Here is a 20,730-nt window from a genome sequence, read left to right as displayed (position 1 = left end):
CGCCCGGGGGCCGCGGTTCAGACGATGCCCTCCGCGATCTCCGCCTCCTCGCGGGCGCTGCCGTACGCGGTCGGCGTGCCGTACGAGCGGCGGGCGACGTACCACCAGACGGTGGAGAGGAGCAGCACCGCGGCGAGCGCGATGACCGCGTAGTTCATGGTGTCCACGGTCACCGGGCTCTTCTGCGGCAGGCAGAACAGGACGGTGACGACGGCGACCCAGCAGACGGCGGTCCAGCCGATCGGCCGGCTCCAGCGGCCGAGGCTCCACGGGCCGGGCGTGAAGGCACGCCCGGCCCGCAGGCGCAGCAGGATCGGGATGGCATAGGCGGGCGTGATGCCGATGACGTTGATCGCGGTGACCGCGCCGTAGGCGGTGGCCGAGTACAGCGAGGGCAGCGCGAGCACGGCGGCGACGGCGACGGAGAGCCAGACGGCGGGCACCGGCGTCTGGGTGCGGGAGCTGACCTTCCGCCAGGTCGCGGAGCCGGGCAGGGCGTTGTCGCGGCTGAAGGCGAAGACCATCCGGCTGGCGGCGGCCACCTCGGCGTTGCCGCAGAACAGCTGGGCGACGATCACGACGAGCAGCAGGGCGGTGGCGCCGCCGGTGCCGAGCGCGTCCAGGAGGATCTGGGCGGGCGGCACGCCGGTCGCGCTGTTCACGGTGCCCGCGTAGTCCTGGATGGCGAAGGTGAGTCCGGCGAGCAGGGCGAAGCCGGCGATCCAGGAGACCCAGATGGCGCGGACGATGCCCTTGGCGGCGGTGACGGAGGCGTTCGCGGTCTCCTCCGAGAGGTGGGCGGAGGCGTCGTACCCGGAGAAGGTGTACTGGGCGAGGAGCAGGCCGATCGCGGCGACGTAGAACGGGTTGGCCCAGCCGGTGTCGTTGACGAACTCGGTGAAGACGAAGCTCGCCGACTGGTGGTGGTCGGGGACCAGGGCGAGGGCGCCGACGATGACGGCGACGCCGGCCAGGTGCCACCAGACGCTGATCGAGTTGAGGACGCTGACGAGGCGGACGCCGAAGAGGTTGAGCGCGGCGTGCAGCAGCAGGATCGCCAGGAAGATGAGGAAGGTGGAGCCCGGGGTGGGCGCGAAGCCCCACTGGAGGTTCAGGAAGGCGCCGGTGAAGAGGGCGGCGCCGTAGTCGATGCCGGCGATGGCGCCCAGCAGGCCGAGCAGGTTGAGCCAGCCGGTGTACCAGCCCCAGCGGCGGCCGCCGAGCCGGTCGGCCATGTAGTACAGCGCCCCGGAGGTGGGGTAGGCGCTGGTGACCTCGGCGAGGGCGAGGCCGACGCAGAGGACGAAGAGGCCGACGCCGGCCCAGCCCCAGAGCATGACGGCGGGGCCGCCGGTGCCGAGGCCGAAGCCGTACAGGGTCATGCAGCCGGAGAGGACGGAGATGACCGAGAAGCTGATGGCGAAGTTGCCGAAGCCGCCCATGCGGCGGGCCAGGACGGGCTGGTAGCCCAGTTCGCGCAGCCGGGCCTCCTCGTCCGGCAGGGCCTCGGGCGGGGTGCGCCGGGCTTCCGAGGGGGCGGAGCGGGGCATCGGGGGACCTCCGGGTCGGGGACGGACGGGTTCCTGTGGGGGGCAGATCAAAAACAGGTCAAGGACAGATCAGGGACAGGTCGGGGACAGGTCGGGGACGGATCGGGGGTCAGCCGGCGAGGCAGCGGGCGCGGGCCCGCAGGAAGACCTCCTCGGCGCGGGACCGGTCGGCCGGGCGCGGGACCCGGTCGGCCCAGGGCAGGGTGGTGTAGTAGGGGCCGAGGGCCTCGAAGACCCGGGCGGCGTCGGTGAAGTGGAGCGCGCCGTAGAGGGCGTGCGCGAGGTGGTTGAGGTCCAGCGGGGACGCCTCGGGGACGGCGCAGAAGAGGAACCACTCGTCCATCGCGTGCCGGGCCTCGCGGATCGCGTCCTCGGCGACCCAGTGCAGGTCGAGGGCGTGCTCGTGGCCCCGGGCGCGGCGGTAGCGCTCGACCCGCACATAGAGCGGCAGGGCGTGCAGCGGGGAGCCGGTGGGGGCGGTGGAGGCCGCCCACTGGACGTAGTTGACGGCCTCCGAGAGCGGGCCGTCGCTGCGCGCGTACACGAACTGGAGCATCCGGTGGTACGCCTCGCGGTTGTACGGGTCCCGCCGGTCGGCCTCGGCGAGGAGCCCCCACGGGCCGGGCGGCAGCATGGGGGCGGGCGGGCGGACGCGGTGCTCGGCGATGTGCCGACGGGCGTCGAGCGCGGCGAGGGCGAGCAGGCCGATCCAGGGCACCGGGTCGGCGGGGGCGCGCCCGGCGGCCTCCCGGCAGGCCGTCCACGCCTCCTGCCACAGGGTGCGGGTCCGGGCGTGTCCGGCGCGGTGGGCGCGGACGGCGCGCTCGACGGCGACCCGGCCGTGCATGACGGCGGCGGCGGCGCTGTCGGGGTCCTCGGCGCGCCAGGCGTGGACGACGTCGGTGCCGGCGGCGACGGTGGCGAGGACCTGGGTGCGGCGGGTCCAGCCGTCCCAGTGGGGGGTGTCGTCGAGGAGCCGGGCCATGGCGCCCCAGCGGCCGGCGCGCAGGTCCTGGAGCGCGTGGCGCAGGGCGTGGTCGTGGCCGGCGGGGTGGAAGACGGGCCGGAATCCGGATCCGGTCATCGGGGGGCGGGGCGCGGCGTGGGGGTCGTCATCGGTCCTCGGTGGAGCGGGGTCGGTCGGCGAGCGGCGCTCACTATAGGCGCGACCGAAGGTGACCGTCCGGGATTGCTCCGTGACCGCAACTATCAAGACAGAGAGCTATTTTGAGCTACTGTCAGGTTTGACGGACCGACCTGACAGGGTCGCCCCGGCATGCTTGACGGGGCGCCGCGGGGCCGCCAGCCTGACCCCTTTCCGTGACCGGACGATCACCCGGCGGAGCCCTCGGGCCGCCCGGTCGTCGCCGGTGTCCCCCAGGAACGGGAGCGGCTTCATGACGGGCGGTCCGGTACTCGCCGTCGACCAGGGAACCTCCGGCACCAAGGCGCTCGTCCTGTGCCCCGAACGCGGCGTCCTCGGCACCGGCAGCGCCCCCGTCCGGCCCCGGTACCTGCCCGGCGGACGGGTCGAGGCCGACCCCGCCGAGCTGTACGGCTCCGTCGTCGCGGCCGGCCGCGCGGCGCTCGCCGAGGCCGGCGTGCCGGTCGTCGCGGCCGGTCTCGCCAACCAGGGCGAGACGGTGCTCGCCTGGGACCCGGCCGACGGTACGCCGCTCACCGACGCGCTCGTCTGGCAGGACCGCCGGGCCGCCGGGATCTGCGCCGGGCTCGCCCCGCACGCCGGCGAACTGCTCGCCCTGACCGGTCTGCCCGTCGATCCCTATTTCGCCGCGCCGAAGATGGCTTGGATCCGTCGGCACGCGACCGGCGCCGGGGTGGTGACGACGAGCGACGCCTGGCTGGTCCACCGGCTCACCGGCGCCTTCGCCACCGACGCGGCCACCGCGGGCCGCACCGGGCTCCTCGACCCGGCCGCCGTCGCCTGGTCGCCGCGCGCCCTCGACCGGTACGGACTCGCCGGGGAGCGCCTCCCCCGGATCGCCGACTGCGACGAACCGGTCGGCACCACCACCGCGTTCGGGCCGCCGATCCCGCTCACCGGCCTCGTCGTGGACCAGCAGGCCGCCCTCCTCGTCCAGAGCGCGACCGCGCCCGCCGCCGCCAAGTGCACCTACGGCACCGGCGCGTTCCTGATGGCCCGCACCGGACCGCGCCCCCGGACCGCCACCGGCGGACTCGTCGGCTGCGTCGCCTGGCGGCTGCGCGGGCGCGCCGAGCACTGCCTCGACGGGCAGGTGTACACGGTGGCCTCCGCCGTCCGCTGGCTCACCGACCTCGGGGTGATCGGCGGGGCCGCCGACCTCGACGCCGTCGGCTCCACCGTCCCCGACACCGGCGGGGTGTCCTTCGTGCCCGCGCTCGCCGGACTCGCCGCCCCCTGGTGGCGCGGCGACGCCCGCGGCTCGCTCACCGGCCTCGGCCTCGACACCGGCCGGGGCCACCTGGTCCGGGCCCTCGTCGAGGGCATCGCCGCCCAGGTCGCCGAACTCGCCGCCGCGGCCGCCGCCGACCGGGGCGCACCCCTGGAGACGCTGCGCGCCGACGGCGGCCTCACCCGCTCGGCGCTCCTCATGCAGACCCAGGCCGACCTGCTCCAGCTGCCGGTCGAGGTCTCCGCGCTGCCCGACGCCACCGCCCTCGGCGCCGCCGCGCTGGCCCGCCTCGGCCACGACCCGTCCCTCACGGTCCCGGAGGCCGTACCGGCCTGGAAGCCGTCGGCGGTGTACGAGCCCGCGATCTCCGCCGACGAGGCGGCGACCCGCCTGGCCCGCTTCCGCACCGAGGTGGACGCGGTCCTGGCCCGCGCGGGAGAGCCCGCGTGACCACCACGGCGACAGCCCTTCCCGCCACCGGCACCGGCACCGGCACACCCCCTTCCGCCCCGGCCCGGCCCGGCCCGCCGCCCACCGGCCCGAGCCGGACCGCGATCCCGCCCTCCACCCCGGGCCCGGCCGACGCCCCGTCCTCCACCCCGGTCCCGGCCGGTGTGTCGTCCTCCGGTGCGGGCCCGGTGGACGCGTCGTCCTCCGGTACGGCTCCGAGCCGCGTGCGGCGGGTCGGCGCGCCGTCCCCGGGGCCGGCGCGCCGGACCGTCGGGGCGGAGGCCGGTGGCTCCCCGCGAGGCGGGCGGGGCGGGCGGCCGGTGCCGGGGGCGGTGAGCCGGCGGGGGCCGCTGCCCGCCGGGGCGGAGGCCGCGTACGACGTCGTGGTGGTCGGTGCCGGGGTCGTCGGGTGCGCCGTCGCCCGCGCCCTGGCCCGCCACCCGCTGCGGGTCGCGCTCGTCGACGCGGCGGACGACGTCGGCGAGGGCACCTCGAAGGCCAACACCGCCATCCTCCACACCGGTTTCGACGCCTCCCCCGGCACCCTGGAGGCCGGGCTCGTCCGGACCGGGCACCGGCTCCTCACCGCCTACGCCGCCGAGACCGGCATCCCCGTCGAACCGGTCGGCGCGCTGCTCGTCGCCTGGGACGAGGAGCAGCGGGCCGCGCTGCCCGGCCTCGCCGCCAAGGCGGCCCGCAACGGCCACCGCGCCACCCGCCTCCTCGGCCCGGACGAGCTGCGCCACCGCGAGCCCCGGCTCGGCCCCGGCGCGCTCGGCGCGCTCTCCGTCCCCGGCGAGTCGGTGATCTGCCCCTGGAGCACCCCCCTCGCCTACGCCTCCCAGGCCGTCCTGAACGGCACCGACCTCCACCTCGGCTGCCGGGTCACCTCGGTCGGCACGCCGGGGCCCGGCGCCCCGCACCGGCTGACCACCACCCGGGGCACTCTCACCGCCCGCCACCTGGTCAACGCCTGCGGCCTGTACGCGGACCGCTTCGACGCCCTCCTCGGCGTCGCCGACTCCACCGTCACCCCGCGCCGGGGCCAGCTCCTCGTGCACGGCAGGGCCGCCCGCGACCTGGTCCGGCACATCCTGCTGCCCGTGCCGGGGCCGCTCGGCAAGGGCGTCCTCGTCGCCCCCACCGTGTACGGCAACGTGCTCGTCGGGCCGACCGCCGAGGACCTCGACGACCGCACCGCCACCGGCACCACCGCCGACGGCCTCGCCGGGCTGCGGGAGCGGGGCGCGCGGATCGTGCCCGGCCTGGCCGACGAGGAGGTGACCGCCGTCTACGCGGGACTGCGGGCCGCCACCGGACGGGAGGACTACCGGTGCGCCGCCCACCCGGCGCTGCGGTACGTGACCGTCGGCGGGATCCGCTCCACCGGCCTGTCCGCCTCCCTGGCGCTCGCCGAGCACGTCCTCGGGCTGCTCGCCGAGTGCGGGCTGCGCGCCGGGCCGGAACGCCCGCTCGCCCCGGTGCGGATGCCGGACCCCCGCGCGGCGCGCCCCGACCGCGATCCGGCGCGCCGCGCGGTGGTCTGCCACTGCGAGCACGTCACCCGGGGCGCGCTGCTGGCCGCGCTCGCCTCGCCCGTGCCGCCCGCCGGGCCCGGCGGGCTGCGCCGCCGCACCCGGGCCGGGGCCGGCGACTGCCAGGGCACGCACTGCGGGGCCGCCGTGCGCGCCCTGCTGGAGGAGCACGGGAAGGACGGCCGCCGGTGAACGGACCGGAACCGACGGAACGGGCGGTGGACGTGCTGGTGGTCGGCGCGGGCCCGGCGGGGCTCGCGGCGGCGGCCCGGCTGGCGGCGGCCGGCGCCGGGCGGGTCGAGGTCCTGGAGCGGGACGCGGCCCCCGGCGGCCTGCCCCGCCTCTGCCCCGGCACCGGCTTCGGCGCGGACGCCCGGGGCCGACCCCTCGACGGCCCCGGCCACGCCCGCCGGGCGGTCGGCGCGGCGGTCCGCGCGGGAGCGGCCCTGCGCACCGGCGTGTCGGCCACCGGCTGGGCCGCGCCGCTGCTCCTGGAGGTCACCGCCCCGACCGGCCCGGAGACGGTGCGGGCGCGGGCGGTGGTGCTCGCGACCGGCGCCCGGGAGCGGTCCCGGGCGGCCCGGCTGCTGCCCGGCACCCGGGCCGAGGGGGTCTTCACCACCGGCGGGCTGCTGCGGACGCTGGAGGTGTTCGGGCCGCGCCCGGAGCGGATCGGGCGGCGCGCCGTGGTCCTCGGCGACGACCCGGCGGCCCGGCACGCCGTGCGGCTGCTGCGCGGTGCGGGCGTGGCGGTCGCGGCCGTGGTGTGCCCGGGGCCGCGCGCGGCGGTCGGCGCCGTGGGCGCGCCGGTCCTCGCGGAGACGGCGGTGACGGAGCTGACCGGGCGGGGGCGGCTCGCCTCGGTGGTGGTACGGGGCCCGGACGGGCGGTCGCGGACGCTGGCCTGCGACACCCTGGTCCTCACCGGCGACTGGGTCGCCGAGCACGACGTGGCCCGCGCGGCGGGGCTGCCGCTCGCCCCCGGCGGGCGGGGCCCGGTGGCCGACGGGGCGCTGCGGACCACCGCGCCGGGGGTGTTCGCGGCGGGCGGCCTGCTGGGCGGCGGCGGGCCCGCGGTGCGGGCCGCCGCCGAGGGCCGGGCCGCCGCCGGGGCCGTCCTGGCGTTCCTCGCCGGGCGCGCGTCCGGCGCGGCGCAGGGCCCGCCGGTGGTGGCGGCGGGGGCGCTGGCCCGGGTGCGGCCGGACCTCCTCGGGCCGGAGCCGGGGCCGCTGCTGGTGCGGGCCGGGCGGGTCCTCGTACGGCCGGTGCTGACCGTCGCCCAGGACGGCCGGGTCCTGCGCCGCGACCGGCTGCCCGCGGCCCTCCTGCCGTGGCGGCCCCTGCGGCTGGGCCCGGAGTGGACGCGCGGGGCGGACCCGGACGGCGGGCCGGTGGAGGTCGGCGCGGACGACGGGTGCGGGGACGGCGGGCGTGCGGAGACCGCGACGGATCCGGCCGGCGGGCCGGTGGAGGCCGGGGCGAAGGGGTGACGCCGGGGGGAGGGCTTGGGTCCTTCGGGCGGTCGCGCGGGCGGGCCTGAGGGGCATTGTCGGACCCGTGCGAGAGGGTGGTGGGACGCGTCAAGCCGTCGAGAGGGAGCCCGACATGACCACCATCAGTGCCACGGAGCGCGCCGCGGCCCAGGCGTATCTGCGCCTCCTGGAGTCGACCCAGGCCGTGCTGACGGACCCGGGCCTGGCCCCGTACGCGGGGATGATGCTGACCAGCCCGATGGCCGAGGCCGACGAGGCGCTCCGCGCGGCGGGCCTCGCGGGGAACGAGGACCGGCTGCTGCGGCTGGTCTCCGCCCTGCGGACTCCCCCGGCCCCGGTGCCGGGCCGGGACCCCGCCGCCTGAGCCCGTCAGGCCGTGGCGAGGCGGACCGGGAGGGCCCGCACGCTGTTGCCGACGAAGCCCGCGTGGCGGGCCAGACGGGGCTCCGGGACGGCGACGTCGAGTTCGGGGAAGCGGGTGAAGAGCGCTTCGAGGGCGACGGCCGCCTCCATCCGGGCGAGCGGGGCGCCCAGGCAGTAGTGGGGTCCGTGGCCCAGCGAGAGGTGCCGGGGGCCGCCGGTCCGGGTGAGGTCGAAGCGGTCGGCGTCCGGGCCGTGCGCCGCGCCGTCGCGGCCCGCCGCCGCGTATCCGGCGAGGACGGGCGTGCCCCGGGGGATCACCGTGCCGCCGACGGCCAGGTCCCGGGTGGGGTAGCGGAAGGGGAAGTAGGCGACGGGACTGTCCCAGCGCAGGGTCTCCTCGACGGCGTCCGCCCAGGTGGCCCGGCCGCCGGTGACGAGGGCGAGCTGGTCGCGGTGGGCGCACAGGGCCCGGACGGCGTTGGTGACGAGGTTGAGGGTGGTCTCGTGGCCCGCGACGATCATCAGCAGCAGGGTGCCGATCAGCTCGGGCCGGGTCAGCCGGTCGCCGTCCTCGTCGTGGGCGGCGAGGAGGGCGCTGGTCAGGTCGTCGCCGGGGGCCGACGCCTTCGCGGCGGCGATGGCCGCGAGGAGCGCGAGGAGGTCCCGGTTGGCGGCGACGGCCCGCTCGGGCGGGGTGTCGGTGGCGACGACGAGACTGGACAGCCGGTGCAGCGGCTCCTGGTGGGCGGGGTCGACGCCGAAGAGTTCGCAGATGACGCGGAGCGGCAGCGGCAGAGCGTAGTGGCGGCGCAGGTCGGCGACGCCGCCGTCCCGGGCGGCGGCCCCGGCGAGCCCGTCGAGGAGCTCCGCCGCCACCGCCTCGACGCGGGGGCGCAGCGCCTCGACGCGGCGGGCGGTGAAGGCGCTGCCGACGAGGGCCCGCAGCCGCCGGTGGTCGGCGCCGTCGGCGGTGATCATGCCGGGCACGGTGGCGAAGGTCCGCAGCGGCCACCCCTCGGGTATCCGGCCCTCCGCGAGCGCGGTGAAGTGCCGGGGGTCCTTGGCGACGTCGGGGTGGGCGAGGAAGTCGCGCAGGGCGTCGTGGCCGAGGACCGCCATGCCCTCGATGCCGCCGGGCAGCTCCACGGGGGCGACGGCGCCCCGGGCGAGGAGCCGGGCGCCGGCCGCGTGCGGGCAGCCGCCGGCCGGGTCGAGCCGGTACGGCTCCGGCACCGGGTCGCGGCCCTCGGCCGGTCCGGGACGCACTGCCATCTCCACCACTCCTGCCCCCGAGAAGACCCGCCACGCCGACCGGCGGAACGGAACCGCCCCCTCCCCCGGCACCCGGCCGGGAGGACGGCCGCCCGCATCCTAGGGCCTGTCCGACCATGCGCGTCGGATCAGGCCGGGTCGTTCGGTGCGTGCGCTCGGCGTGCGGCCGGGGCGTCCCACGCGAGGGCGGCGGACCTGCACGTCGGTGCCGTCGATCCGCAGCTTGACACCCTCGGCGTCAGCGCAGGCGAACAGGTCCCCCAGCGAGAGCGGAACGGTCCGCCGAGCACAGCTCCGCCGGCGCCGCGTGCGGCAGGCCCAGCCGGTCTTCACGTCCTGCTGAACCCGTGCGGCGTTGTCCGCGGTTTCGGTCACCGCTCCGCTTCCTCCCGGAACTGCCCCCGGCCGACGTCCTGCCACGGGAAAGGAGCGAGGTCGGGCTCGATCCAGTCTGTCTTCGCCTGCCAGGAGGTCAGTGTCGACGGGCGGTAGAAGGGGGCTGCCAGGAGTCGCTTGTCGAGTAGGGCGGGACAATCGCGTCGTACATGCGCCGCGAGAATGTCGGCGAGTCCGAGAGTGCGAGGTCGGCGTGTCGGTGTGCGGAGAGGATGACGAGCGGAACGGTTATCGTCCCGGCATGACACAAGGGTTCGATCTTGTTGCGTCGCTCGCCAGGGGCGTCGACGACCGCGGTGGTGCGTGGAACTTCATCCAGGACTTTGCTGCGCACTGGGTCCACGGCCTGGAAGACGGTGACGGGTGGACGGAGGCCGATCTGCGGGCGACGGAGCAGAGGCTGGGTGTCCGACTCCCGGCCGCGCTGCGCGAGGCGTATCTGCTGTTCGGTCGCCGTCACGATCTGACCAGCAACCACGACATGCTGCTGGACCCGGCTGAGCTGTATGTGGATGCCGCCGAGGAAGCCCTGGTCTTCCGTCATGAGAACCAGGGAGCCGCGTCGTGGGGCATTCTCCTGAACAGCCTCCAGGACGACGATCCTGCGGTATTCATGCGGCTTGACCTGGCCGACAAGAGCGCCGAGCGGTGGAAGCCCTGGCTGGAGCATCTGTCCCTCTGCTTCGTCGAGATCGTGTTGTCCGAGGCCGTTCAGGTGCAGGCGGATGAAGGGCCGTGTGACTTCCTCAACCCGGATCACCACAGCATCGAACTCCTGGAGGAGAACGCCGTCCGGCTGCCGTTCCCCGCGTATCCCGCCGGCGAGGAGAACGGCTCCCGGTGGTTCCTGGGCCAGGACGTCCTTCTGCGGGAAGACGCTGGTGTGGCCATCTGGGCCCGCGGCCGGACGACAGCGGATCTCGACCGCGTTCGTGACCTGATCCCGGGCGACTGGCTCAACGACTACCGCTGACCACGTCCCGGGCTCCTGCCCGGCATCGCGGAGGGCATCGTCCGAGGCTGCACCCGCTGCCCCGCGCGGGTGGAACCGCCAGGTCAGCCGGGCTTGAGCGCGAGCCCTTCCCGGGACAACACGATCTGCCCGATCTCCGCGCCGCCAACCGCGGGGAAGTGCCGGCGCTGGACAAACTTCTGGAGGTACACCTCGGCGACCGCGGTGTCGCGGTCGTCCAGAAAAAGGCCGAGCGCCAGGAGCAGGGCGCCTCCCTCGGGCATCGGCCCCGGTCCGCAGGGCGATGTCTCCGTGGCCGGCCCACGGGCCGCCCTGGTCCTGGCGCAGCCGCCGGCCCTGCCCGACAACCCAAGATTCCCGACAGAGCCGTTCAGTGACATCGTGACCGAACCTCACACGCCGCCTCGTGGGCCACGGGCCGGGCCTCTCGTGGGCCGTCGACCGCGCGAGGCGAGCCCGCCTCGGGGAAGAGTCCGAAGCGGGCCCGGCCGGGATACGCGCAAGGGTTACCAGGAGCGGTGGAACGTGACGGCCCCGCCGTTGCGGTCGAACCAGCCCATCATGCCCCAGTTGATCCAGCCGCCGTCGCCGCCGTTGGCGAACGTACCGGACTCGAAGATCCACAGGCCGTAGTAAATGTTGCCCCACTTGACGTTGGCGTAGACGCGGGTGCCCTGGAAGCGGTCGTCGTAATTCTGGGACAGGTTGAACAGCATCACGTTGTGCCGGCCGCCGGCGGCATCGAAGGCGGCCTTGACGGCTTCCTGGACGAACTTGCCGCGGTCGGAGGTCTTCACGCCGCGGACCGCGTCGGCGACCTTGCCGGCCACGCCGAGCTGGTCCATGGAGACGCTGACGACGGGGGTCTTCTCGTCGGCGGTGGCCCCGAGGTCCCCGGCGGTGGTCGAGGCCGGCGTGGTGGCGGTGCGGGCGGGGCGTTCCGCGGCCTGGACGGGGGCGACGGCCCCCACGGTGACGGCGGCGGCGAGGGCGAGGCCCGCGAGCGCGGTGGTGCGGGTCGGCTTGAGGTTCATGACGGTGCTCCCGGTGGTTCGAGGAAAGGGGTGAGGGTGGGGGTGGGGGTGGGGGTGGGTCAGGAGAACTTGCGGAAGGTGACGTGGCCGCCGTCGCGGTCGAAGACCCCGCGGAAGGCCCAGTTGATCCAGCCGCCGTCGCCCTTGTTCCAGAACTGGCCGGAGTCGAAGACCAGGACGCGGTAGCGGCCGTGGATACCGCTGACCTTGGCGTCGTAGACGATGTTGTAGAGCTCGCCGTAGTAATCGAGCTCATCGTTGATGACCATGACGTTGTAGCGCTGGCCGGACTCGTAGAAGGAGCCTTCCATCAGGCTCTTGACGTAGCCCGAGCGGTTCTGGCCGCGCTCGATGGCGTCGTTGACGATGTTGATGATCTTCTTCGTGATGTCGAGGGCCGCGGAGATCACGTCGACCTTGCCGGCCATCGCGCCGACTTCGCCGGCGGGCTGGTGCGTCGGGGCGGAGGAGACGGTGACCGCCGGCAAGGGCATGGCCTGGGCGGCGGACGCGGGCAGGGCGACCGCCGCGAGGGCGGCGGTGGTGGCGATCAGCAGGGCGGCGCGGTTGCGGAAGACACTCATCTTCATTTCTCCTTTTCGGGTGCATGGAAAGTCAGTTCCGGGTTTCTTCGGGCACACGGGTCCCCGGATTCGCCGCTTCGAGGAATTTCACGATGGGATACGCGAGGATGCTCGCGACGATGTCCGCAGGTGTTCACCCGGTGATTTCCGGGGCGTTCCCGGAGATTTACACGGCCCGTACGGGGTGTACGGACGGCGCCTCGGGCCGGTGGTCCACCCTCACCAGGAGGTGACCAGGTGGTCGGCCAGGTCCTCCTCCGCGCGGGGGGCGGCCGGTGCGGCCCCGTGCGGTCGGGCGGCGCGGCGGCGGCCGGTCGTCAGCGCCCGTACGGCGAGGAACAGCAGGATCAGCAGGGTCGGCAGTGCCAGCGCCGCTGTGCGGCGGCGCCTCTCACTCCTCACGTCTCACCTCTCGTGTCGGGTGTCGCGCCCCGCCCGGTGGTTCAGCGGGGCGGTTTGCAGTCGGGGGTCTTGCAGCCCCATTCGGTGTCACGGGACCCGTCGGCGGTGGTCGAGTGGGCCGACGGGGTGGACCGGTCGAGGCCGGGAGCGGCGGAGGCCGTATGGGCCCCCAGGCCGAAGGTCGCGGCGGTGAGGACCACGGTGGCGATGGCCTTGGACAGTTTCATTGAATTCTCCCGCGCTCGTTTTCCCCTGGATTGGCTTCGCTTTCGCGAGGCATTTCCGGGCGGTTCCTCTTCCTCCCCCCGGCTCTCCTCAAGCATCAGGCGGAACCTCGGCCCCGGTCCAGCGCTCTTTCCTGCCAGTAAGGTGCATGTCCCCTTGATGAGGCGGGATATTATGGCCATATACGGACAAGAAGGCACGGTCGGCCCCTTAGCGGACCTCGATATCCGGGCGTACCGTCATGTCCTGGAGCACGGCTCCACCTCACCCGACGCGCTCGCCCTCGCACTCGGCGTCTCGACGCGCGAGGCCGAGACCACCGTCGCCAACCTGCTGCGCGACCGGCTCCTCACCTCGGTCCCGGGCAGCGACGGCCTCCTCACAGCCGTCAGTCCGCGTACCGCCGCCGCCGAACTCGTGGGCGAGGAGGAGGACGCGCTGCGCCGCAGACTGGCGGAACTCGACCGCACACGAGCCCGGTTGACAGCCTTGAACCCCCTGTACGAGGCGGCCGGGCAGCGCCGCGGCGAGGTCGGCGGGATTGATGTCATCGACTCCCGGGATCGGGTGATGACCCTCATCTCCGACGCCGCCGGCCGCTGCGTCCACGAGTGCCTGACCGTACAGCCGGGTGGAGGGCGGCCCGCCGGGCACCTGGAGCGGGCCCTGCCCCGCGACCTCGCCCTGATCTCCCGGGGGGTGCGGATGCGCACCCTCTACCAGCACACCGCCCGCTACAGCCCGCCCACGCAGGAGTACGCGGCGAAGGTGATCGCCGCCGGCGGGGAGATTCGTACGCTGGGTGAGCTGTTCGGCAAGATGATCATCTTCGATCGCGAGACGGCCTTCCTCCCCGTGTGGGACAACCCGCACGCCGGGGTGGTGCTGCGCGAGCCCTCGGCCGTCGCCTTCCTGTGCAGCGTCTTCGGCACCGCGTGGAGCCTGGCCGAACCCTTCGCCACCTCCTACAGCAGCTTCACAGCCAACGCGCTGCGCACGACCATCGCCAAGATGCTGGCGGACGGCAGCAAGGACGAGGTCATCGCCCGCAAGCTCGGCATGTCCCTGCGGACATGCCGCCGCCACATCTCCGAGATGATGGAGGAACTCGGGGCCACCAGCCGCTTCCAGGCCGGCTACCTGCTCTCCGCCTGCTCCCCCGCCGCAGCACCGGTCGAACCCCCATCGACCCGGGCGGCGACGGGACCGTAGGACGGGGGAGGGCGTCAGGCCAGGGTGACCGGGCCGGGGTAGGCACTGCGGGCGGGGACGGCGGCGCTCCGGGCGAAGACCCGCGCGAAGGCGTCCGGACCGAGGGCGGCGCGGGCGCCGGCGGCGATCCGGCCGGCGTCGGCGCGTTCCGCCGGTGGCAGGGGGCTCCTACGGAACGCCGGACAGCGTCGGCGGCGCCGAGCACCCCGCCTACCAGCAGGAGTGGCGCCCCTGGCCCTTCAAGGAGACAGGCCCCCGAACCCCCTGTATCCGCCCCACTGTTCGCGTCCCGTCGGATCCCTCCGTGCCCGCCCCTCCTCCCGACGGGGCATCACCCGTGCGGCGGTGCGCGGCGGGTGCACGACCACCCGACCGCCGCGCGACGCGCCGCCCGGCGTCGTGTTCGCTACGCCGGGTGGCGCACTCCGTCCTGCGGCCCGCGCGGCGCCTTCCTACGGTGGCTGAATGATCGTCACGTCAGCCCTTCGCCATGCCGCCGCGGGCTCCGCCGCGATGCTGCTCGTGCTCTCCACCCCCCTGGCCGCCCGTGCCGCGGCCCCGCCCCGCGTGCCGGTGTCGGCCTCCGCATCCGCCCCGGCCGCGGGCACCGAACCGCCCCCTCCCGCGCGGGGATCCGTGGACCCGGCGCGGCTGCACCGGTCCGGGACGCAGGTGCGGCCGCTGCCCGGCGCGCCCGCCGTGCCGTCCCTCTCGGCCCTGTCCTGGCTGGTGGCCGACGCCGACACCGGCGAGGTGCTGGCCGCCCGCGCGGCGCACCGGAAGCTGCCCCCGGCCAGCACCCTCAAGACCCTCTTCGCGCTGACGGTGCTGCCTCGCCACCGGGCGTCCGAGCGGCACACGGTGGCCGACGAGGAACTGATGGGGATGGGCGAGGGCAGCAGTCTGGTCGGGGTGAAGGAGGGGTACACGTACCGGGTCTCCGACCTGTGGAACGGCGTCTTCCTCAGCTCGGGCAACGACGCCGTGCACGTCCTCGCGGCGATGAGCGGCGGCTGGGACTCGATGGCCCGCCAGATGCAGGAGAAGGCCCGGTCGCTGGGGGCGATGGACACCCACGTGGTGTCGCCGGACGGCTACGACGCGCCGGGCCAGGTGTCGTCCGCGTACGACCTGGCGGTCTTCGGCCGGGCCGGGGTGCGCGACCCGGAGTTCGTGCACTACAGCTCGACCGCGTACGCCGACTTCCCGGCGGGCACCTGGTCGTACGGCATCGCCAACACCAACCGGCTGCTCACCGGCGCCGACGGCGTGGGCCGCTACCCGGGGCTGCTCGGCGTCAAGAACGGCTACACCACCAACGCGGGCAACACGCTGATCGTCGCCGCCCGCCAGGGCGGGCGCACCCTGGTGGCGACGGTGATGAACCCCCAGTCGGGCGGCGGGCTCGCCGTGTACGAGGAGGCCCGCTCCCTCCTGGACTGGGGCTTCGCCGCCTCGGGCAAGGTGCGGCCGGTCGGCTCGCTGCTCCCGCCGAAGGCCCCCGAGCGGGCGCCGTCGGACACCCGCGCGGTCTCGGCGCGCGGCGCCGGCGCCCCGCCCGCCGCACCGCCCGCCGCCGCGACGGCCGCCGGGGACGAGGGCCCGTCGGTGGGCCTCCCCCTCGCCCTGGTCGGCGCGGCCTGCGGCGCGGCCCTCGCCCTCTGGGCCCGGCGGCGCCGCCGCCCCCGCCGCGAACCCTGACGCCCCCTCCCGCGGCCCCCGGCCGGGCCTCAGCCCGCGCCGGGGGCCGCGGCCGTGCGGGCGCGGTGCGCGGCGACCCGTTCGCGGGTGGCGCAGCGGCGGGAGCAGTAGCGGCGTTCGGGTCCGCTGCCGTGGGCGACGAAGACGGTGCCGCAGCGGGTGGCGGCGCAGGTCCGGCCGGGCGGGGCCTGCCGTTCCCAGAGGAGGAGGGTGAGGGCCAGGCTGCCGGAGGCCAGGAACCAGGGCGTCCAGGGCGCGTCGTCGTCGGCGTCCAGGTGGGGGTGCCAGGGGGTGGTGCCGTGGTGGGTGGTGAGGCGGAGGGGGCCGGTGTGGGCCGCGAGGAGGGGGTTGAGCAGGGCGGCGGCCCCGTCGGCGGTGGTGGCAGCGAAGACCTCCCGGAAGCGGGCGGCGGCGGCCCGCAGCGGGGGGAGGTCCTCGGGGGCGACGGTGGCGGGCGGGGGTTCGCCGTGGGCGAGGAGGACCTCGGTGATCGCGCGGGGTCCGGCGGCCGGGTCGGCCAGGGCGTTGACGAGCGCGGCGGTGCGCAGGGCCATGGCGACGGGGGCGTACCGGTCGGGCCGGTCCAGGGAGGCGGGGGCGGCGGGCATCCATCGAATGTAACGCATATTGCGCAGTTTTGAGTTAGCTCTCTAGCCTCGGGGCCCATGCGGAAGAGCACGGAACGCACCCGGCCACCGTCGGCGCGCGGTCACCTGGCCGGGGCGCTGGCGGCCCGGACCGGGGACGAGGCGTCCGGTCCCGCCCTGGCCCTCGCGGGCTTCGCCCTCACCGGTACGGCCTCCGGGGCGTCGGCGCTGCTGGCGTGCGCGACCGCCTCGGCGGCGGTGGGCGGGCCGGTCCTGGGGGTGCTCCTCGACCGGTCCCGGCGGCCGGGCCGGCTGCTGGCCGGGGCGCTGCTCCTCCACGCGGCGGGGCTGGTGGCGGTCCTGGCCGCCCTGGGGCGGCTGCCCTTCGCCGTCACCGCGACGGCGGCGGTGGTGGCGGGGCTGGCGGGGCCCGCGCTGTCGGGCGGCTGGACCGCGCAGCTTCCCCGGACCGCCCCGGCCGGGCGGCCGGACCGGCTGCTCGCGCTCGACGCGCTCACCTTCCCGGCGGCGGCCCTGGCCGGTCCGGCGCTCGCGGGTGGCGCCGCGCTGATCCTCGGCGCGCCGGCGGCGGTGGTCCTCGCGGCGGCCTTTGTGGCCTCGGCGGCTCCCCTCGCCCTGCTGCTGCCGACCGCCGGGCCGGGGAGCGTGGCGGGCCGGGAGGTCGGGCTGCTCGGCGCGGTCGCGGCGGGGCTGCGGGTCGTGGTGCGGCGGCGGCCGCTGCTGGCGGCGACGTCCTCCTCGGTCGGCTGCGCCGCCGCGCAGGGCATGGTGGCGGCCTGTGTGCCGGCGCTCGGCGCCGGGGCGCTGGGCGGTCCGGGCCGGGGCGCGCTGCTGCTGTCGGTGGCGGCGGCCGGGGCGCTGGCGGCGACCGCCCTGCACGCCCGGCTGCCCCGGGCCGTGCCGCCGATGGCGGTGCTGGGGGCCGGGGCGCTGGTGCAGGCGGGGGCGTGGGGGCTGGCCGCGACGGGCGGGCCGGTGGCGCTGGTGGCGGCGTTCGCGGTGGCGGGCGCGGCCGAGGGGCCCTCGTTGTCCGCCCTGTTCGCGGTGCGGCAGGAGTGGACGCCGCCGGGGCTGCGGGGCCGGGTGTTCACCACCGGGGCCAGCCTGAAGATCACCGGTTTCGCGGCGGGGGCCGCGCTGGCGGGGCCGGTGGCGGTCCGCTCGCTTCCGGTGACGCTGCTGCTCGCGGCGGGCGTGTGCCTGGTGTCGGCGCTCCCGTGCGCGCGGGCCTGCCGCCTCCGGAGGCGGGTCAGAGGGGGGTCGTGCTCGGGGTCCTCGGGGTGAGGTAGTGCTCGGCGGCCCGGAGGGCTTCGGGGGTGGAGCGGACGCCCATGAGGACGCACAGGGTGTAGGCGGTGTCCTCGAAGCGGCGGCGGACGGTGAGGTCGCAGGGGCCGGCGAGGAGGGTGAGTTCCTGGGCGCGGTAGTGCCTGAGGAGGCGTTCGACGGTGTTGCGGTCGGGCAGCAGCATGGTTCCTCCGTGACGGCACCCCCTCGTGGGTCGCTCCATCGTCCTCGCGGTCGGGCACGCGCGCGACCCGCGCGGTGACGTTCGGTGACGCCGGGGTGCGGGGGTCGCCCGGATGGCGGAGGGTCGGAGGCATGGACACCGAGACGAGGACGCGGCCGAGGGTGGTCGTCACGGGCGCCACCGGGAACGTGGGGACGAGTCTGGTGCGGGCGCTGGCGGCGGATCCGGCCGTGGGGCCGGTGCTGGGGCTGGCGCGCCGGGAGCCGGTGCTGGAGGTGCCGGGGGTCGAGTGGGCGGCCGTGGACCTGTCGCGGGACGGGGACGTGCCCCGGCTCGACCGCTGCCTGGCGGGCGCCGACGCCGTGGTGCACCTGGCGTGGCGGTTCGGTCCGACGCACGATCCGGCCGCCACCTGGGAGACGAACGTGCTGGGCACGGTGCGGGTGCTGGACGCGGTGGCGGCGGCGCGGGTGCCGGTCCTGGTGTGCGCCTCCTCGGTGGGGGCGTACTCCCCCGGGCCCGGGGGCGGCGCGCCGGTGTCGGAGGAGTGGCCGACGCACGGCTGGCCGGGGGCCGCCTACACCCGGGAGAAGGCGTACGTGGAACGGCTCCTGGACGTCTTCGAGCGGGACCGGCCGCAGACGCGGGTGGTCCGGATGCGGCCGGCGTTCCTGTTCAAGGAGGAGGCGGCGAGCGAGCAGCGGCGGATCTTCGCGGGGCGGTTCGTGCCGGGGCAGCTGTTCCGGCCGGAGCTGCTGCCGCTGCTGCCGGAGCCGGGGCTGCGCTTCCAGGTCCTGCACACCGAGGACGCCGCCGACGCGTACGTGCGGGCGGTGCTGCGGGACGTGCGGGGCGCGTTCAATCTGGCGGCGGAGCCGGTGGTGGACGCGGAGCTGCTGGGCGGGCTGTTCGACGCGCGGCCGGTGCGGGTGCCGGCGGGCGCGGTGCGGGGCGCCCTCGCCGCCGCCTGGCACCTGCGCCTGGCCCCGGCCGATCCCGGTCTCTTCGACGCGCTGCGCAGGCTGCCGCTCATGTCGACGGAGCGGGCGCGCCGGGAGCTGGAGTGGGAGCCTGCGGCGACGTCGGTGGAGGCCCTGGAGGCGTTCCTGCGCGGGGTGCGGTCGGGCGCGGGCGACGGCACGGCGCCCCTGGCGGGGCGCCGCGCCGCCTGAGGCGTCAGCGGCGGGAGGCGTCCCAGTCGACGATCCGGATGGCCGCGCCCGCGGCCTCCCGGCCCCGGCAGTGGGCGCGGTGCCTGCGCAGCAGCGCCTCGGTGTCGAGGTGGCGGGCGAAGGCCGGGTGGGCGGCGAGCCGCTGGGCGTAGGCCCACAGGGCGCGGTGGCCGGCGATGCGGTGCAGGGCTCCGGCGTCCAGGTGCCAGCGGTGGACGGTGTCGAGGCGCACCAGGGCGCCCCAGACGTGCACGTCGGCGAGGGTCGGGCCGGTGCCGAGGAGGTACGGCCGGTCGGCGAGCCGCGCGTCGAGGTCGGCGAGGGCGGCGAGGAGCGTGTCGAGCGCTTCCTCCGCCCCGCCGTCCAGGCCGAGTTCGCCGGCGTGCTGGGCGGCGCGGTGGATGTCGTGGGCGCAGCGGTCGGCGAGGGCGTCAATCTCCTCGCGGTGCTCCTCGGGGAGGAGGTCGGGGCCGTCGCCGCGGAAGCGGAGGGCGAGGTCGCGGAGGATGTCGGGGACGTGGGTGCTGACGATGCGGCCGGTCCAGGTGTCGGCGAGGACGGGGGCGGCGGCGGGCCCGGTGTAGAGGTGGGCGCTGGCCTCGTAGAGGGGGCGGAGGGCGGTGTACGAGCCGTCGGGGGCGTCGGGCCGTTCGGGCAGGACGTGCAGCGGGAGCACGGTGTCGAGGCCGAGGAGCCCGTGGGCGGCGGCGATGCGCAGACAGTCGGGGTCGGCGGGGGCGACGTGGAGGCGGTAGCGGTGGGGGACGGCGTAGTGGCCGCTGGCGGCGTCGCGGCCGATCCGGCCCCGGAAGGCGGGCGATCCGGCGGCGGGCAGCAGGGAGGAGGGGACGACGACGGGCATGGTGCTCCCAGGGTTGCTCGGTGCTGGGTCCGGGCGGGCGCGTCGGGGCGTGCGGGGGCGACCGTGCGGCGGCAGCAGAGTGACGGGAAGGCGGGGGCCGGGAGGTCCGGACGCGGCGGGGCCGGACGCGGCGGGGCCGGGCGAGGGCGGGTCCGGGGGCGCGGTCAGGTCGCGCCGCACACCCGCAGCAGGTCGATGTGGCGGCGCGAGGTGAGGGAGAGGGGGCGCGGCAGGGGGCGGGCCGGGGGCCCGTCGTGCCGGTCGCCGTGTCCCATGCTTTCCCTACCTGTCCGCTCGGGTACCTGCTTCGAGTGTCGGACCGGTGGCGGACCGCGTCAAGAGTGTGGACGGGACCGTCCACATGGTGGCGGCCCGGCCGTCCGGACGCGGCGGGGGCGAGGGGGTGCGGAGGGGCGCGGCCCGGCGGCGCGCTCCGGCGGACGGACTCCCCGGGGGTGGCCGCCGGGTCGCCGCGGCGGCCTGTCGCCTCCCGTCCGACGACCTTCGGAGCCGTACGGAATAATGCGCCGCATGCGCATTTCAGCCAGGGCCGACTACGCGGTGCGGGCCGCCCTCCAGCTCGCGGCGGCCCGGGATTCCGGGCCGTTGAAGGCGGAGGCGATCTCCGAGGGGCAGGGCATCTCGCACAAGTTCCTGGAGGGGATCCTGGGCGACATGCGCAAGGGCGGGCTGGTGGAGAGCCAGCGCGGCGGGCGGGGCGGGTACTGGCTGGCGCGGCCGGCCGAGTCGATCTCGGTGGCGGACGTGATCCGCTGCGTGGACGGGCCGCTGGTGTCGGTGCGCGGGGAGCGGCCGCCGGACCTGGCCTACACGGGCCCGGCGGAGTCGCTGCTGCCGCTGTGGATCGCGCTGCGGGCGAGCGTGCGCGAGGTGCTGGGCGTCTCGCTGGCGGAGGTCGCGGCGGGCGGGCTGCCGGCCGGGATCGCCGCGCGCGCGGACGACCCCGAGGCATGGACCAATCCCTGACCCTCCCTCACCTGCGGTGACGTGCAGGCTTTCCGAGCATCGGA

General features: G+C 76.2%; 21 protein-coding genes. 10 read left to right on the top strand and 11 right to left on the bottom strand.

Going from position 1 to position 20,730, the window contains the following annotated elements:
- Positions 1–17: 17 nt before the first annotated feature.
- Both IE219_RS16445 and IE219_RS16440 read right to left on the bottom strand, forming a co-directional pair.
- On the bottom strand, positions 18–1,550 hold the full coding sequence (locus IE219_RS16445) for an amino acid permease (RefSeq protein WP_189977926.1): 1,533 nt from the start codon (positions 1,548–1,550) through the stop codon (positions 18–20).
- 109 nt (positions 1,551–1,659) lie between these two features.
- Positions 1,660–2,634 carry a hypothetical protein gene (locus tag IE219_RS16440; protein WP_189977924.1) on the bottom strand — a complete coding sequence of 325 codons (975 nt, stop codon included), beginning with the start codon at positions 2,632–2,634 and terminating at the stop codon, positions 1,660–1,662.
- Positions 2,635–2,947: 313 nt separating this feature from the next.
- Here IE219_RS16440 and IE219_RS16435 point away from each other — a divergent pair, with 313 nt between their 5' ends.
- The 4 genes from IE219_RS16435 (at position 2,948) to IE219_RS16420 (ending at position 7,788) form a co-directional block, all read left to right on the top strand.
- Positions 2,948–4,396 carry an FGGY family carbohydrate kinase gene (locus tag IE219_RS16435; protein WP_189977922.1) on the top strand — a complete coding sequence of 483 codons (1,449 nt, stop codon included), beginning with the start codon at positions 2,948–2,950 and terminating at the stop codon, positions 4,394–4,396.
- Between the two features lie 332 nt (positions 4,397–4,728).
- Positions 4,729–6,123 (top strand): NAD(P)/FAD-dependent oxidoreductase, encoded by a 1,395-nt coding sequence (locus tag IE219_RS16430; protein ID WP_229849791.1) that lies wholly within the window; start codon positions 4,729–4,731, stop codon positions 6,121–6,123.
- Positions 6,120–7,421 (top strand): FAD-dependent oxidoreductase, encoded by a 1,302-nt coding sequence (locus IE219_RS16425; protein WP_189977920.1) that lies wholly within the window; start codon positions 6,120–6,122, stop codon positions 7,419–7,421. The genes IE219_RS16430 and IE219_RS16425 overlap by 4 nt, the downstream gene beginning before the upstream one ends.
- A gap of 115 nt (positions 7,422–7,536) precedes the next feature.
- Positions 7,537–7,788, top strand: a complete 252-nt coding sequence (locus IE219_RS16420) for a hypothetical protein (protein WP_189977918.1) — start codon at positions 7,537–7,539, stop codon at positions 7,786–7,788.
- Between the two features lie 5 nt (positions 7,789–7,793).
- Here IE219_RS16420 and IE219_RS16415 read toward each other — a convergent pair whose 3' ends face one another.
- The gene (locus IE219_RS16415; RefSeq protein WP_189977916.1) at positions 7,794–9,059 is read right to left on the bottom strand and encodes a cytochrome P450 family protein; all 1,266 of its coding nucleotides are present in this window, start codon (positions 9,057–9,059) and stop codon (positions 7,794–7,796) included.
- 637 nt (positions 9,060–9,696) lie between these two features.
- Between IE219_RS16415 and IE219_RS16410 the strand changes: the two genes are divergently transcribed.
- Positions 9,697–10,428 (top strand): SMI1/KNR4 family protein, encoded by a 732-nt coding sequence (locus IE219_RS16410; RefSeq protein ID WP_189977914.1) that lies wholly within the window; start codon positions 9,697–9,699, stop codon positions 10,426–10,428.
- A gap of 83 nt (positions 10,429–10,511) precedes the next feature.
- Here IE219_RS16410 and IE219_RS16405 read toward each other — a convergent pair whose 3' ends face one another.
- From IE219_RS16405 to IE219_RS16385, 5 genes are all read right to left on the bottom strand, one after another.
- Positions 10,512–10,691 (bottom strand): hypothetical protein, encoded by a 180-nt coding sequence (locus IE219_RS16405; RefSeq protein ID WP_189977912.1) that lies wholly within the window; start codon positions 10,689–10,691, stop codon positions 10,512–10,514.
- Positions 10,692–10,934: 243 nt separating this feature from the next.
- Positions 10,935–11,462 carry a stress protein gene (locus IE219_RS16400; RefSeq protein ID WP_189977910.1) on the bottom strand — a complete coding sequence of 176 codons (528 nt, stop codon included), beginning with the start codon at positions 11,460–11,462 and terminating at the stop codon, positions 10,935–10,937.
- Positions 11,463–11,521: 59 nt separating this feature from the next.
- A complete protein-coding gene (locus IE219_RS16395) occupies positions 11,522–12,046 on the bottom strand; it encodes a stress protein (protein ID WP_189977908.1) in 525 nt (174 codons plus the stop codon).
- 219 nt (positions 12,047–12,265) lie between these two features.
- Complete coding sequence (locus tag IE219_RS16390) at positions 12,266–12,448, bottom strand: hypothetical protein (protein WP_189977906.1); 183 nt, start codon at positions 12,446–12,448, stop codon at positions 12,266–12,268.
- A gap of 41 nt (positions 12,449–12,489) precedes the next feature.
- The gene (locus IE219_RS16385; RefSeq protein WP_189977904.1) at positions 12,490–12,675 is read right to left on the bottom strand and encodes a hypothetical protein; all 186 of its coding nucleotides are present in this window, start codon (positions 12,673–12,675) and stop codon (positions 12,490–12,492) included.
- A gap of 172 nt (positions 12,676–12,847) precedes the next feature.
- On the opposite strand from IE219_RS16385, the gene IE219_RS16380 reads away from it, so the two are divergent.
- Both IE219_RS16380 and IE219_RS16375 read left to right on the top strand, forming a co-directional pair.
- The gene (locus IE219_RS16380) at positions 12,848–13,885 is read left to right on the top strand and encodes a LuxR C-terminal-related transcriptional regulator (protein WP_189977902.1); all 1,038 of its coding nucleotides are present in this window, start codon (positions 12,848–12,850) and stop codon (positions 13,883–13,885) included.
- A 465-nt stretch (positions 13,886–14,350) separates the two neighbouring features.
- Positions 14,351–15,586: a D-alanyl-D-alanine carboxypeptidase family protein gene (locus tag IE219_RS16375; protein ID WP_189977900.1), complete on the top strand. Its 1,236-nt coding sequence runs from the start codon at positions 14,351–14,353 to the stop codon at positions 15,584–15,586.
- A gap of 29 nt (positions 15,587–15,615) precedes the next feature.
- Here IE219_RS16375 and IE219_RS16370 read toward each other — a convergent pair whose 3' ends face one another.
- The gene (locus tag IE219_RS16370; protein WP_229849790.1) at positions 15,616–16,194 is read right to left on the bottom strand and encodes a CGNR zinc finger domain-containing protein; all 579 of its coding nucleotides are present in this window, start codon (positions 16,192–16,194) and stop codon (positions 15,616–15,618) included.
- A 57-nt stretch (positions 16,195–16,251) separates the two neighbouring features.
- Here IE219_RS16370 and IE219_RS16365 point away from each other — a divergent pair, with 57 nt between their 5' ends.
- Complete coding sequence (locus IE219_RS16365; RefSeq protein ID WP_229849789.1) at positions 16,252–17,478, top strand: MFS transporter; 1,227 nt, start codon at positions 16,252–16,254, stop codon at positions 17,476–17,478.
- On the opposite strand, the gene IE219_RS16360 is transcribed toward IE219_RS16365, so the two are convergent.
- A complete protein-coding gene (locus IE219_RS16360; protein ID WP_189977897.1) occupies positions 17,444–17,665 on the bottom strand; it encodes a DUF5133 domain-containing protein in 222 nt (73 codons plus the stop codon). The two genes, IE219_RS16365 and IE219_RS16360, sit on opposite strands and share 35 nt — an antisense overlap.
- 131 nt (positions 17,666–17,796) lie before the next feature.
- Between IE219_RS16360 and IE219_RS16355 the strand changes: the two genes are divergently transcribed.
- Complete coding sequence (locus IE219_RS16355; protein ID WP_189977895.1) at positions 17,797–18,837, top strand: NAD-dependent epimerase/dehydratase family protein; 1,041 nt, start codon at positions 17,797–17,799, stop codon at positions 18,835–18,837.
- 4 nt (positions 18,838–18,841) lie between these two features.
- On the opposite strand, the gene IE219_RS16350 is transcribed toward IE219_RS16355, so the two are convergent.
- Positions 18,842–19,699, bottom strand: a complete 858-nt coding sequence (locus IE219_RS16350; protein WP_189977893.1) for a glutathione S-transferase C-terminal domain-containing protein — start codon at positions 19,697–19,699, stop codon at positions 18,842–18,844.
- Between the two features lie 531 nt (positions 19,700–20,230).
- Here IE219_RS16350 and IE219_RS16345 point away from each other — a divergent pair.
- A complete protein-coding gene (locus IE219_RS16345) occupies positions 20,231–20,686 on the top strand; it encodes an RrF2 family transcriptional regulator (RefSeq protein WP_189977891.1) in 456 nt (151 codons plus the stop codon).
- The last annotated feature ends 44 nt before the right edge of the window (positions 20,687–20,730 follow it).

This window comes from Streptomyces termitum (assembly GCF_014650175.1).
GTDB classification, from domain to species: Bacteria; Actinomycetota; Actinomycetes; order Streptomycetales; family Streptomycetaceae; genus Streptomyces; species Streptomyces termitum.
Note: the sequence above shows the minus strand (reverse complement) of the source record. Positions and strands in the feature narration are given on the sequence as shown.